Source organism: Actinokineospora spheciospongiae (assembly GCF_003182415.1).
GTDB classification, from domain to species: Bacteria; Actinomycetota; Actinomycetes; order Mycobacteriales; family Pseudonocardiaceae; genus Actinokineospora; species Actinokineospora spheciospongiae.
In genome coordinates, this window is record NZ_QHCP01000003.1 from 553,871 (window position 1) to 565,891 (window position 12,021).

General features: G+C 74.2%; 13 protein-coding genes and 1 pseudogene. 6 read left to right on the forward strand and 8 right to left on the reverse strand.

From position 1 onward, the window contains the following. Positions 1-16: 16 nt before the first annotated feature. Positions 17-1,147 (forward strand): glycosyltransferase family 4 protein, encoded by a 1,131-nt coding sequence (locus DFQ13_RS10135; RefSeq protein WP_035284535.1) that lies wholly within the window; start codon positions 17-19, stop codon positions 1,145-1,147. Positions 1,148-1,178: 31 nt separating this feature from the next. Here the strand turns inward: DFQ13_RS10135 and DFQ13_RS10140 are convergent, their stop codons facing one another. After that, on the reverse strand, positions 1,179-1,898 hold the full coding sequence (locus DFQ13_RS10140; RefSeq protein ID WP_181399909.1) for a TetR/AcrR family transcriptional regulator: 720 nt from the start codon (positions 1,896-1,898) through the stop codon (positions 1,179-1,181). Between the two features lie 81 nt (positions 1,899-1,979). Between DFQ13_RS10140 and DFQ13_RS10145 the strand changes: the two genes are divergently transcribed. Then, positions 1,980-2,834 (forward strand): SDR family oxidoreductase, encoded by an 855-nt coding sequence (locus DFQ13_RS10145; RefSeq protein ID WP_110079579.1) that lies wholly within the window; start codon positions 1,980-1,982, stop codon positions 2,832-2,834. Between the two features lie 80 nt (positions 2,835-2,914). Continuing rightward, on the forward strand, positions 2,915-3,769 hold the full coding sequence (locus tag DFQ13_RS10150) for a glycosyltransferase family 2 protein (protein WP_035284510.1): 855 nt from the start codon (positions 2,915-2,917) through the stop codon (positions 3,767-3,769). Between the two features lie 22 nt (positions 3,770-3,791). Here DFQ13_RS10150 and DFQ13_RS35775 read toward each other — a convergent pair. After that, positions 3,792-4,292, reverse strand: a pseudogene (locus DFQ13_RS35775) (DUF6191 domain-containing protein); the annotation flags it as partial. 450 nt (positions 4,293-4,742) lie between these two features. Further along, entirely contained in the window at positions 4,743-5,660 is a 918-nt protein-coding gene (locus DFQ13_RS10160) for a DNA-3-methyladenine glycosylase family protein (RefSeq protein ID WP_233438339.1), read from the reverse strand. A gap of 94 nt (positions 5,661-5,754) precedes the next feature. On the opposite strand from DFQ13_RS10160, the gene DFQ13_RS10165 reads away from it, so the two are divergent. Beyond that, positions 5,755-6,861, forward strand: a complete 1,107-nt coding sequence (locus DFQ13_RS10165) for a mannose-1-phosphate guanylyltransferase (protein ID WP_084175466.1) — start codon at positions 5,755-5,757, stop codon at positions 6,859-6,861. A gap of 77 nt (positions 6,862-6,938) precedes the next feature. Beyond that, complete coding sequence (locus DFQ13_RS10170) at positions 6,939-7,307, forward strand: hypothetical protein (RefSeq protein ID WP_035281456.1); 369 nt, start codon at positions 6,939-6,941, stop codon at positions 7,305-7,307. Positions 7,308-7,315: 8 nt separating this feature from the next. On the opposite strand, the gene DFQ13_RS10175 is transcribed toward DFQ13_RS10170, so the two are convergent. The 5 genes from DFQ13_RS10175 to DFQ13_RS10195 form a co-directional block, all read right to left on the reverse strand. After that, positions 7,316-7,669 carry a GntR family transcriptional regulator gene (locus DFQ13_RS10175; RefSeq protein ID WP_110079738.1) on the reverse strand — a complete coding sequence of 118 codons (354 nt, stop codon included), beginning with the start codon at positions 7,667-7,669 and terminating at the stop codon, positions 7,316-7,318. A gap of 5 nt (positions 7,670-7,674) precedes the next feature. Continuing rightward, positions 7,675-8,226 (reverse strand): NUDIX hydrolase, encoded by a 552-nt coding sequence (locus DFQ13_RS10180; RefSeq protein ID WP_035281458.1) that lies wholly within the window; start codon positions 8,224-8,226, stop codon positions 7,675-7,677. Continuing rightward, positions 8,211-9,539: a coenzyme F420-0:L-glutamate ligase gene (locus tag DFQ13_RS10185; protein ID WP_110079580.1), complete on the reverse strand. Its 1,329-nt coding sequence runs from the start codon at positions 9,537-9,539 to the stop codon at positions 8,211-8,213. The genes DFQ13_RS10180 and DFQ13_RS10185 overlap by 16 nt, the downstream gene beginning before the upstream one ends. Beyond that, complete coding sequence (gene cofD / locus DFQ13_RS10190; RefSeq protein WP_035281463.1) at positions 9,536-10,531, reverse strand: 2-phospho-L-lactate transferase; 996 nt, start codon at positions 10,529-10,531, stop codon at positions 9,536-9,538. Before cofD ends, DFQ13_RS10185 begins: the two co-directional genes overlap by 4 nt. Positions 10,532-10,592: 61 nt before the next feature. Continuing rightward, on the reverse strand, positions 10,593-11,375 hold the full coding sequence (locus tag DFQ13_RS10195; protein ID WP_035281465.1) for a site-2 protease family protein: 783 nt from the start codon (positions 11,373-11,375) through the stop codon (positions 10,593-10,595). Between the two features lie 233 nt (positions 11,376-11,608). Between DFQ13_RS10195 and DFQ13_RS10200 the strand changes: the two genes are divergently transcribed. After that, positions 11,609-11,923, forward strand: a complete 315-nt coding sequence (locus DFQ13_RS10200) for a WhiB family transcriptional regulator (RefSeq protein WP_035281467.1) — start codon at positions 11,609-11,611, stop codon at positions 11,921-11,923. Positions 11,924-12,021 lie beyond the last annotated feature (98 nt).

Below are 12,021 nucleotides of genomic sequence, written 5' to 3' on the forward strand. Positions count from 1 at the left end.
CGTGTCCGACCCCCGCGTGCTCATCGACGCGACCGCCGTCCCGGCCGACCGCGGCGGGGTCGGCCGCTACGTCGACTCGCTGGTGGCCGCCCTCGACGCCGACGGCGCGACGCTCAGCGTGGTCTGCCAGCCCCGCGACGCGGGCCTCTACGCCACCCTCGCGCCGCGCGCCCGGGTCGTGCCGACCTCGGAGTCGGTCACCACCCGCACGGCCCGGCTGACCTGGGAGCAGACCACCCTGCCCCGCCTGGTGCGCAGGCTCGGCGTCGACGTCCTGCACTCCCCGCACTACACGCTCCCGCTGGCGGGCCAGGCCGCCTCCGTGGTCACCCTGCACGACGCCACCTTCTTCACCGACCCGGCGCTGCACCACTCCATCAAGGCCCGCTTCTTCCGCGCCTGGACCCGCACCTCCCTGGTCCGGGCGAGCCTGTGCGTGGTGCCCAGCGCCGCCACCGCCACCGAGCTGGCCCGCGTCGCCGGGGCCGACCGGGACGCGCTCGCGGTGATCCAGCACGGGGTCGACAGCGAGCGCTTCCACCCGCCGAGCCCCGACCAGGTGGCCGCCGCGCGCGCCGGGATCGGCCTCGGCGAGCAGCCGTACGTGGCGTTCCTGGGGGCGCTGGAGCCGCGCAAGAACGTGCCCGCCCTGATCCGCGGCTTCGCCGCCGCCTGCCGGGGCCGGGCGGACCCGCCGTCGCTGGTGCTGGCCGGGCAACCGGGCTGGGACCACCAGATCGAGCGGGCGCTGGACGCGGTCCCGCACCGGGTTCGGGTGATCCGGGCCGGGTACCTGCCGTTCGACCACCTCGCCGGGTTCCTCGGCGGCGCGGCGCTGGTCGCCTACCCCAGCCTGGGGGAGGGGTTCGGGCTGCCGGTGCTGGAGGCCATGGCCTGCGGCGCCTGCGTGCTGACCACCAGGCGGCTGTCGCTGCCGGAGGTCGGCGGCGACGCGGTGGCCTACTGCGGGGTGGGCGCGGGCGACATCGGCGCCGCGGTCGGCGACCTGCTCGACGACCCGGCGCGGCGGGCCGACTTGGCCGCGGCCGCGCAGCGGCGGGCGAAGGAGTTCACCTGGGGCCAGTGCGCCGAGGGGCACCGGGAGGCCTACGGGCGGGCGCTGACCCGGCACCGGCGCGCCCGCTGAGCTCGTCCGTCGAACTCCCCGAACCCGACTGTCACCGCCGCGCCGGACTCGCGGTGGCCCCGGTGGGCGGCCTGGTCGTGATCCGGTCCAACCACTCGGTGAGCAGCCCCCGCTCGGCGGGGCTGAGCACGTCGAGTTCCGGCACCGCTGTGCGCAGGGCCGCTGCCGCCGCGGTCGCCCCGTCGGCGGGCAGTGCCGGTGCCTCGGTGAGGATCGCACTGAGCAGCGACCGGTACGCGACGTCGGCCAGGGCGGGGTTCCGCCGCTCGGGTGCTTCGGCGATCAGCGCGAGGACGGTGCCCGTGCCGATCGCGTGGGTCAGGTCCGCGGCGAGCTGTTCGCCGACGCGCAGCCGACCGGCCGCCGCGATGCGCCTGATCCGGGTCAGCAGGACCTCGCGCCCCGCCTCGGTGGCGCGTGAGGTCGACGTCCGGCGCGGGTCGACCGCGAGCGCGTAGACGGCGGGGTTGGCGAGGCCGAAACCGACGTGCAGGTCCCAGCCGGCGCGGAAGTCCGCCAACGGGTCGGTGCTGTGGTCGACCACCTTCCCCCGCACGTACGCGGCGTACGCGTGCTCGGCGACCGCGTCCAGCAGGCCGTCCTTGTCCCCGAACAGCCGGTAGATCGCGGGTGGCTGCAAACCGGCGGCCGTGGCGACGGCCCGCGTCGTGACCGCGTCCGGCCCGCCTGCGGCCAGGAGGTTCGTCGCGACCTCGATCAGTTGGGTCCGGTTCTGCGCTGCGGCCACCATGGTTCCAACGATAGCGGATTGTTGCGAACGCTGTGATAACGTCGAAAGCGTAATATTGATTCCAATGGAACCGGAGAGACCATGATCATCGTCACCGGAGCGACGGGTGAACTCGGCGGACGCGTCGTCGAGCGGCTGCTCGAACGGCTTCCCGCTGATCGGGTCGGCGTCAGCGTGCGCGAGCCCGCGAAGGCGCGGCACCTCGCCGACCGCGGCGTCCGGGTCCGCCGGGGGGACTTCGCCGAGCCCGCCACGCTGCCCGGGGCGTTCGCCGACGCCGAGCAGGTGCTGCTGGTCTCCAGCGACAGGTTCGGCGAGGAAGCGGTCCGCCTGCACCGGACCGCGATCTCGGCCGCGGCGCGGGCCGGTGTCGGGCGTGTCCTCTACACCAGCCACCAGGGGGCCGCCGCGGATTCGCTGTTCGCGGCGATGCCCGACCACGCGGCCACCGAGGAGGCCCTCGCCGAGGCGGGTGTGCCGTGGACGTCGCTGCGCAACGGCTTCTACGCGTCGACTGTGCGGCACCTGGTGGGACGGGTCCGGGAAACCGGGCAGCTCCGCGCCCCCGAGGACGGCCCGGTCTCCTGGACCGCGCACGACGACCTGGCCGAGGCGGCGGCGATCGCGCTCACCGGGCCCGCCCGCCCCGACGGACCGACCCCGCCGCTGACCGCCGGGCAGGCGCTCGACCTCGCCGACGTCGCCGCGATCCTCTCCGAGTCCACCGGGCGCGTGATCGACCGGGTCACCGTCGGCGACGAGGACCACGTGGCCGAGCTGGTGGGGCAGGGGATGCCCGAGCCCTACGCCCGGGCCATGCTCGGGGTCTTCCGCGCATCGCGCCGCGGGGAGTTCGCGGTCGTCGACCCGGCGCTGGGGGAGTTGCTCGGGCGTCCACCGCGCAGCGTGCGGGACCTGCTCACCGCATCGTCCTGATCACCCGGCCCACCCGCTCGCACCCGGCGCGAACGGGCTTTCCGAACCCGGCCGGGGGCGGTCGGGCACAATGTCGTGCCGTGACCGACGCCTATGGTGACGAGCTGGCCGTGGTGACCGTGACGTACTCGCCGGGGGAGACCCTGGAACGGTTCATCACCACCCTGTCCGAAGCGACGACCCGCCCGGTGCGGGTGGTCCTGGCCGACAACGGCTCCACCGACGGCGCGCCGGAGGCCGCCGCGGCGGCCCACGAACACGTGTCCCTCGTGCCCACCGGGGGCAACCTCGGGTACGGGTCGGGGGCCAACCGCGGCGTCGCCGAGCTGGGGCGGGAGTACGGGTGGGTCGTGGTGGCCAACCCCGACCTGGAGTGGGGGCCCGGCTCACTCGACACCCTGCTGGAGGCCACCGAGCGGTGGCCGCGAGCGGGCGCCTTCGGGCCGCTGATCACCGAGCGCAGCGGGGTGGTGTACCCGTCGGCCAGGGAGGTCCCCTCACTGGGCAAGGGGATCGGGCACGGGGTCCTGGGCAAGCTGTGGCCCGCGAACCCGTGGACCCGGGCCTACCAGCAGTCCGCCGCCGACATTTCCGAGCGGGTCGCCGGGTGGCTGTCCGGGTCCTGCCTGCTGCTGCGCCGCGCGGCGTTCGACTCCGTCGACGGGTTCGACCCCCGGTACTTCATGTACTTCGAGGACGTCGACCTGGGCGAGCGGCTGGGCCGGGCCGGGTGGCAGAACGTCTACGTGCCCTCGGCGCGGGTCATGCACATCCAGGGCGTGTCGACGGCTAAGGCCTCTTCCGCGATGCTGGCCGCGCACCACGACTCGGCCTACCGGTACATCTCCGACCGGCACCAGGGTGCGCAGTGGGCGCCGGTGCGGGCCGCGGTGAAGGCGGGCCTGTCGGTGCGGTTGAAGCTCCAGTCCCGCTGAGGCTGATCTTCGCGGTACCGCTGTCGAGATCGATGCCCAGCGGCGGGGCGCCCTGGGCGTCCTCCTCGCGCATCATCGAGATCGAGTCGCGGTGGTCGAGTTCCACCCGCTTGCTGCCGTAGAAGACCGCGGTGAACTCGTCGACGTAGGTGGCGGTGACCGGGGTGCCGGTGGTTTTCCCCTTGCGCTGGCGCCACAGCTCGGAGGCGCCTGCGGCGAGCATGAGCAGGGTGGTGCCGGGGATGCTCCAGGCCAGTGCGGTCTCGATGAAGCCCACGGAGGGGGAACGGTGGTGGGGCGCGTGCGGTTCCCGCCGGGGTGCTCCTCGAAGCCGGGTTTGCTGTGATGCCGGGTGTGCCCTGGTGAAGCGCCGGTCGTTTGGTGGGTGGTGCCCGGCTGGGTGGATGTGTTTGGCCGGGGCCCCTATGGCGATCATGTGCTCCAGTGTGACCGGGTGGGGCTGAAAAGATGCCCCACCGCCCAGGCAGGCTGTCACATGATCGCCACCCCCGGCCAAACACATCCACCCACCCGGGCAGTCGCTTGGTCGGGCCGGCGGTTTCGGGGTGGCCGGCCTGCGTTCAGGACATCCACCCACCCGGGCATGTCCGTAGCCGGGCCGGCGGTTTTCGGGGTGGTCGGCCGGTCAAGCACCTCCACCCGCTGGGGCAGTTGGTTCGCCGGGCCGCCGGTTCCCGGGGTGGTCGGCTGAGCAAGCACATCCACCTACCCGGGCAGTTGGTTCGCCGGGCCGGCGGGTTTCGGGGTGGTCGGCTGGGCAAGCACCTCCACCCGCTGGGGCGGTTGGTTCGCCGGGCCGGCGGTTTGATGGGTGGCGGTGCCGTCCCCCTCTTCCTCGGCGGCTGCGCCGCTGGGGGTTCGGGCGGGTGGTGGCTGTGCCGGTGGGCTCGGGTTGGCCGGCCACCCGGCCGATGGCCGGGGTGGCGGGGTGTTGGGCGGCTCTGCGACAGGGCTACAGGTGGCGGAAGTCCCGTGGGGAGAACCGGGGGCCGTACCGGGGCTTGCCCAGTCCCGCGCTCAGGATGTGGCGGACGGCCCGGTGCCGGTGGCCCGCGTAGGGCGCCAGCACCTCCAGCATCCCGGCGTCGTCGAGCTTGCGGCCCAGGAGGGCGTGGCCGACCAGGCCGGGGACGTGGAAGTCGCCCACGCTGACCGCGTCGGGGTCGCCCCAGGCGCGTTGGGCGACCTCGGCGGCGGTCCAGACGCCGATGCCGGGGACGCGGCGCAGGAGCAGCCTGCCCTCGACGCCCTTGAGTTCTGCCGCGCGTTCCAGTCGGCAGGCGACTTGGGCGGCGGCGATGACGGCGCGGCGGCGGGCGCCGTCCACGCCTGCCTTGTGCCACTGCCAGTCGGTGATGCCCAGCACCGCCGTGGGGGTCGGTGGGGCGCACACCGGGCCGGGCAGTCGGGTGCCGAAGCGCTGCGCCAGGTCGCGCCAGGAGCGGTGGGCCTCGGTGCCGGTGACCTTCTGCTCCAGGACCGCCGCCAGCAGCACGTCCCACACCCGGCCGGTGGCGCCCAAGCGCAGGGTGGGCTTGCGCCTGCGCACCTCGGCCACCAGCGGGTGGTGGGCCACGAAGCCCGAGTCGTCGTCCTCGGCGCCCAGCAGGGCGGGGACGGACGCCAGGAGCGGGTCCGCGCCCGGGCCCCAGGCCGATGCGCTGACCTCCCCGGCGGACACCGCCAGGTGCAGGCTGCCGGGACCGGTTGCGGTGTTGGCCGCCAGCCACGCGCCGTCCGGGCCGAGCCGCAGGCACGGGTCGCCCGGGCCCCGGCGCAGCGGGCGCAGCAGGGCCGCCACGTCCACGGCGCGCTCGGGGGCCCAGCGCCGGGTGGCGGGGGCGAGCGGGGTCACGGCGGTGGGCGTCATCACGGGGACCGTACCCGCCGGTTGGCTACAGTGGCGCCACCACCGGGAAGTCCCGGTGGGAACCTTCGCTGTCGGATGGGGAACGAGTAGCGCTGTGACGACGACAGACCTGCACGTGGTCGTGCCGGCCGGTGGCAGCGGCACCCGCCTCTGGCCGCTCTCGCGGGCGGCCAACCCCAAGTTCCTGCACCCGTTGACCGGGACCGACCGCTCGCTGCTCCAGGCGACCTTCGACCGGCTCGTGCCGCTGTGCTCGGCGGCCAACCTGCTGGTCGTGACCGGGACCGCGCACGCGGCCGGGGTCGCCAGGCAACTGCCGGGGCTGCCCGAGCGCAATGTCCTGGTCGAACCGTTCGCCAGGGACTCCTGCGCGGCGATCGCCCTGGCCGCCGCCGTCATCCACCGGCGGGCACCGGGGGCGGTCATGGCGTCCTTCGCCGCCGACCACCTGATCACCGACACCGCCGAGTTCGCGCACACCGTGGCCCGCGCGGTCGACGGCGCCCGCGACGGCTACCTGATGACCATCGGCATCACCCCGACCCGGCCCGAAACCGGGTACGGCTACCTCCAGTGCAGCGAGCCCGCCGCGCGTTCGGTGATCCAGCGGGTGCTGGAGTTCAAGGAGAAGCCGTCGCTGGACGTTGCGACGCGGTACGTCGAGTCCGGCAAGTACCTGTGGAACGCGAGCATGTTCGTCTGGAAGACCGACGTCTTCCTCGCCGAGCTGGCCGCCCGGCGCCCGGACGTGGCCGAGCCCATCGCCCGCATCGCCGACGCCTGGGACACCGACGCGCAGGAGGAGACGCTGGCCGAGCTGTGGCCGTCGGTGCCGAAGGTGGCCGTCGAGTACGCGGTGATGGAACCCGCCGCCGAGGACGGCAAGGTCGGCACCGTGCCCGGGGACTTCGGCTGGTCCGACATCGGCGACTTCGAGACCGTGGTGGAACTGCTCGGCATCGACGTGGGCGGGGGCGGCAAGTCCTTCGCCACCGGCCCCGGCGGTCGCGCGGTGGTGGTCGACGGGGAGGGCGTGGTGGTCGTCCCGGCGGGCAACCGGCTCGTCTCCACCCTGGGCGTCAGCGACGTGATCGTGGTCGACACCGAGGACGCGGTCCTCGTCTGCGGTCGCGACCGGGCCCAGGACATCAAGCGGCTCACCGAGATCCTGCGGGAACGCGGCGAACTCGACAGGCTGTAGGCCCGGTTCCATGACGTGGCGTGGCCGGGGCGATACCCTGGCAGGACACCCGAAGGTTCCCACGGAGAGGCCGAGACATGGATCCCCGTGACCGGGCCGATCTCATCCTGGCGAGGGCCCGCGCGCGCGGCGCCTACGTCGTGACCCCCGACAGCGCCACCTCCCCGATGGACGTCGCGGCGACGCTGCAGATCCCCCGGGCGGTGATGAGCGCCCTCGACGCGGCCGACCCGGACGTGACGATGGTGTTCCCGGTGGACGAGCTGCCCGCCATCGCCCAGGAGGCGGCCACCCAGTCGTTGGCCTCGCCGCCCAAGCCCGCCCCCCGGGTGCCCGCCGCGCCGCAGCCCGAGCAGCTCGACGGGCTGATCCCCACCACCAAGCAGCCGCCCTCCTCGGGGCGCCCCTCCATGTCGCAACGGCTCGACGGCGGCGACCGGGGCTGAACCCGGGCTCAGCCGCCGAGGGCCGCGCGGACGATCTCCAGGGCCTGCTCCGGTGCCAGGCCCAGGCGGTGGGCCTCGGCGGCGTAGCGGTCGGCGGCCTGCTTGGCCCGCGACAGCGACCGGTCCCCGGCCGCGCCCACGAACGTCCCGGCCCGGCCCCTGGTCTCCAGCAGGCCCGCCTCCTCCAGTTCCCGGTAGGCCCTGGCGACGGTGTTGGCGGCGATGCCCAGGTCGGCGGCCAGCGCCCGGACCGTGGGCAGCTTGGTGCCCACCGCCAGCTCCCGGTCGTTGATCATCCGCGCCAGCCCGGCCCGCACCTGCTCGAACGGCGGGACCCCCGAGTCCGGGTCCAGGTCGAGCAGCCCGCTCACCGGCAGGCGGCGAGCATCGCGCCGATCCCCGCCGCCTGGTCCGGGTCCGGCGGCAGCGCGTCCACCGGCCACCAGCGCAGGTCCAGCGACTCGTCGCTGCGCACGGCGATCGAGTTCTCCGGGGCGTGCACGGCGAAGCGGACGTCGAAGTGGCGGGTGGGCACGCCCAGCGAGCAGGTGATCGGGTGCACGTCGACGTGCAGCGGCACCGGTTCGATCCGCAGGCCCGCGATGCCGGACTCCTCGGTGGCCTCGCGCAGGGCCGCGCCCGCCAGCGTGGTGTCCTCCGGTTCGCAGTGCCCGCCCAGTTGCAGCCAGCGGCCCACCCTGGGATGCAGGGTCAGCAGCACCGAGGAGCCGGTGTGGTCGAACACCAGCGCCGACGCGGTGATGTGGCCCGCCGCGCAGGCCCTGGCGCACGCGTCGGGGCGGGCGGCGAGGAACCCGAGGTAGGCCTGGCGCAGCGACTCCTGGCCCCGGTCGGCGGGTTTCCAGGTGCTCAGGGTGCTGACGGTGTCCTCGTGGAGCCGGTTCACAGTTGGAGCCATCCCTCATCGGTCCTCGGTTCGCGCGGGGTCAGCGGGTCGACCGGGTGGCCGACCGCCACCGCGCCCAGGGGTTCCCACCCGTCCGGCAGGTCGAGCACCCCGCGCACGACGTCCGCGCAGAAGATCGTCGAGGATACCCAGCAGGAGCCCAGGCCCTCCGCCGCGAGGGCCACCAGCAGCCCCTGCACGGCCGCGCCGCCCGCCACGGTGAACATGGTCCGCTCGGCCTCGGCGCGGCGGGCGTCGGGGTAGTCGTGGGCGCCCTCGCGCACCAGGAACGGCAGCACGACCTCGGGGGCGTGGTGCAGCAGGTCGCCCCGGGCCACCCGGCGGGCGATCCTGTCCTCCGACCAGCCGTCGGCGCGGAGGTCGGCTTCCCAGCGCTCGCGCATGGCCGCCAGCAGCTCCGCGCGCTTCTCCCGCACGTGCGCGAACCGCACCGGGCGGGTGTGGTGCGGGGCGGGGGCGGTCAGGGCGGCGGCCACGGCGCGGCGCAGGGCGGCCGGGTCGACCGGGTCGGCGGTGAACTCGCGCAGCGAGCGGCGGACCAGGACCGCCTCGCGCCTGCCCTGGGCGATCGCCTCCGCGGTGCCCAGGCGGAACAGGTCGTCCTCCACCCGCACCAGGTCGCGGGCGCGGCTGCCGTCGTCGCGCAGGTCGAGGCCGCGCACCACGGCGACCGGGGTGCCGCCGAGCTTGCCCTTGACCAGGTCGGCGGCGGCGGCGACCTCGTCGGCCACCGCGATGGCGGTGACCACCAGCTCGTTGCCGTGCGCGTCGACCTCGCCGGCGTAGGCGTGCAGGACCGGCAGGCCGGAGGAGCCGATCGCGGCGTCGGTCTGCCCCAGCCGCCAGGCGCGGCCCATGGTGTCGGTGACGACCACGGCCACCTCCACGCCCAGGCGCTCGCGCAGGCCGCCGCGCAGGGCGGCGGCGGAGGCGTCCGGGTCGACCGGCAGCAGCGCCACCTCGTCGGCGGCCACGTTCGAGGCGTCCACCCCGGACGCGGCCTGCACGATGCCCAGCCGGTTGACCGTGATCAGCGTGCGGCCCTTGCGGGCGACCACCTTCTCCGCCTCGTCCAGCACCAGCCGGGCGCGCGCGGCCTCGCGGCCCTCCGGGTCGGCGGGCACCCGGACCAGTCGACCCTCCACTTTGGAGAAGACCTTGCTGGTGACCACCACCGCGTCCCCGGAGCGCAACCACGGCATGGCCCTGACCAGCTCGCCGGTCAGGTCGTCGCCGGGGCGGAACTCGGGCAGGCCCGGCACCGGCAGGACCTCGATCCCCCCCGGCGCCGCGTGCCCGCTCACGCCGGGACCTCCACCCCGCCCAGGTCGAACGCCGCCCGCACCATCTCCGCCGTCGTGTCCACATCGGACATCAGCAGCGGCACCGCGCGCACCGCCACCCCCTCCACGTCGGCCTTGTCGCCGGTGTGCACCAGCCAGCCGTCGAGGATGCCCTTGTCCGAGCACGCCCGGGAGCCGTAGTGGCGCCCCACGGCCTGCGCGGAGGTCTCCAGGCCGATCGCGGCCAGGCAGGCGTCGGCCATCCCGCGCACCGGCTTGTCACCGATGATCGGCGAGACCCCGACCACCGGGGCGCCGGTCTTGCGCAGCGCCCCGCGCAGCCCGGGCACGGCCAGCACCGACCCGATGCTCACCACCGGGTTCGACGGGGCCAGCAGCACCAGGTCGGCCTCGCCGATCGCCTCCAGCACCCCCGGGCCCGGGGTGGCCTCGTCCGCGCCGACCGGCACGATCGACTGCGCCCTGGGCTCGGCGCGGTGGCGAATCCACCACTCCTGGAAGTGCACCGCCTTGCGCTCGCCGGTGCCCGGCTCGTCGATCACCACGTGCGTCTCGACCCGGTCGTCGGTCATCGGCAGCAGCCGCACCCCCGGCTTCCACCGGTCGCACAGCGCGGCGGTGATGTCGGACAGGTCGTAGCCCGCCCGCATCATCCTGGTGCGCACCAGGTGGGTGGCGATGTCCTTGTCGCCGAGGCCGAACCACTCGGCGTCGGTGCCGTAGGCGGCCAGCTCCTCCTTGACCGTCCACGACTCCCCGGTGCGGCCCCAGCCGCGCTCGGTGTCGATGCCCCCGCCCAGGGTGTACATGCAGGTGTCCAGGTCGGGGCAGATGCGCAGCCCGTGCAACCAGATGTCGTCGGCGGTGTTCACCACCGCGGTGACCTCGTGCGGCGAGTCCGCCGGACCGACCGGGGGCAACCCCAGCAGCCGCTTGACCCCGAGCAGGAACCGGGCGCCGCCGACGCCCCCGACCACAACGACAACCTTCACGGTCGGCGATCCTCGCACGCCAGGGTGGACCCCGTCCGGGTGAGGGGCGGTATCGGGCGGTTCACCGCCAGAAGAAGAACAGCGACTGGCCGACGGCGGCGGCGAACTCGTCCCCGCCGAACACGCCGTACAGCGCGGTCACCGCCTCCCAGAACACCTCGCTGACGCCGGGGACGCCGATCAGCACCGCGAACAGGATCAGCGGCGCCCACGGCCGGGCCTTGGCGCCGAACACCCGCGCCTCGTGGGACAGGAACGGCTCGACCGCGCCCCACCCGTCCAGGCCGGGCACCGGGAGGATGTTCAGCACGAACGCGGCCAGTTGCAGCAGCGCCAGGAACGACAGGCCCGCCCACAGCGCGTGCTCGGTCAGGCCGCTGAAGGCGATCTCCGTGGCCGACGGCCCGAACACGGCCACCACGACCGCCAGCAGGATGCCGATCGCCAGGTTCGACAGCGGCCCGGCCAGGGACACGCGTGATTCCACCGCTCGGGAGCGCAGCGCCCCGTGGTTGATCCACACCGCGCCGCCGGGCAGCGGGATTCCGCCGATGGCCAGGAACAGGATCGGCAGCAGCAGGCTCAGCACCGGGTCGGTGTACTTGCGCGGGTCCAGCGACAGGTACCCCTTGTCCCGCACCGACCAGTCGCCGCCGCGGAAGGCGACGATGGCGTGGCCGAACTCGTGCACGCACAGCGACACCGCCCAGCCGCCGAGCACCAGCAGGAAAACCCCTGCTCGGGCCGCGGTTTCGTTGTCCATCAGCGTCAAGAAACCGGCCCCGACGGTGAGCGCGAGCAGGCCGAGGAACACGGGCGAGGGACGAACCGCTGATCTGTGCACCCCACCAGTGTGGCAATCTTCGCGGTTTGCCGGGCGACCGGTGCGGGTAAAGAGGGGAGACATCCCTTGGTACCCGATCGTGTACGGGCCGCTCATATCGCATCACCCGGCCGGGGGCCTCGCTTGACCCGCCGCCGGGACACGGGTGTAATCACATCGATGTCATTCACCAAGGGGACGGTGCGTGCCATCCGCCGACCGAGGAGTATCGGAAGGCGAGGAGGCGGGCTGAGATGCAGGGAATGAACGACGGGGGTCGCGTCATGGAGTGGGGGGAGCGCCCGGCCGAGGAGCTGGGGGCACTCGCCGGTTTCCTCGACGAGACCGACGAGCAGGAGTGGCAGGAGCGCGCGCTCTGCGCGCAGACCGACCCGGAGGCGTTCTTCCCCGAGAAGGGCGGGTCCACCCGGGAGGCCAAGCGCATCTGCCTCGGGTGCGAGGTGCGCGCGGAGTGCCTCGACTACGCCCTCGCCCACGACGAGCGCTTCGGCATCTGGGGCGGCCTGTCCGAGCGCGAGCGGCGGAAGCTGAAGAAGCGAGTCGTCTGAGCCGGACCGGGCACGTCCCGCGGCGATCCGAGGACTGAGGACGTCCGCACGGTCGGGTGATCCGCGCACCGCCGATCACCCGACCCGTGCGCAGCCCG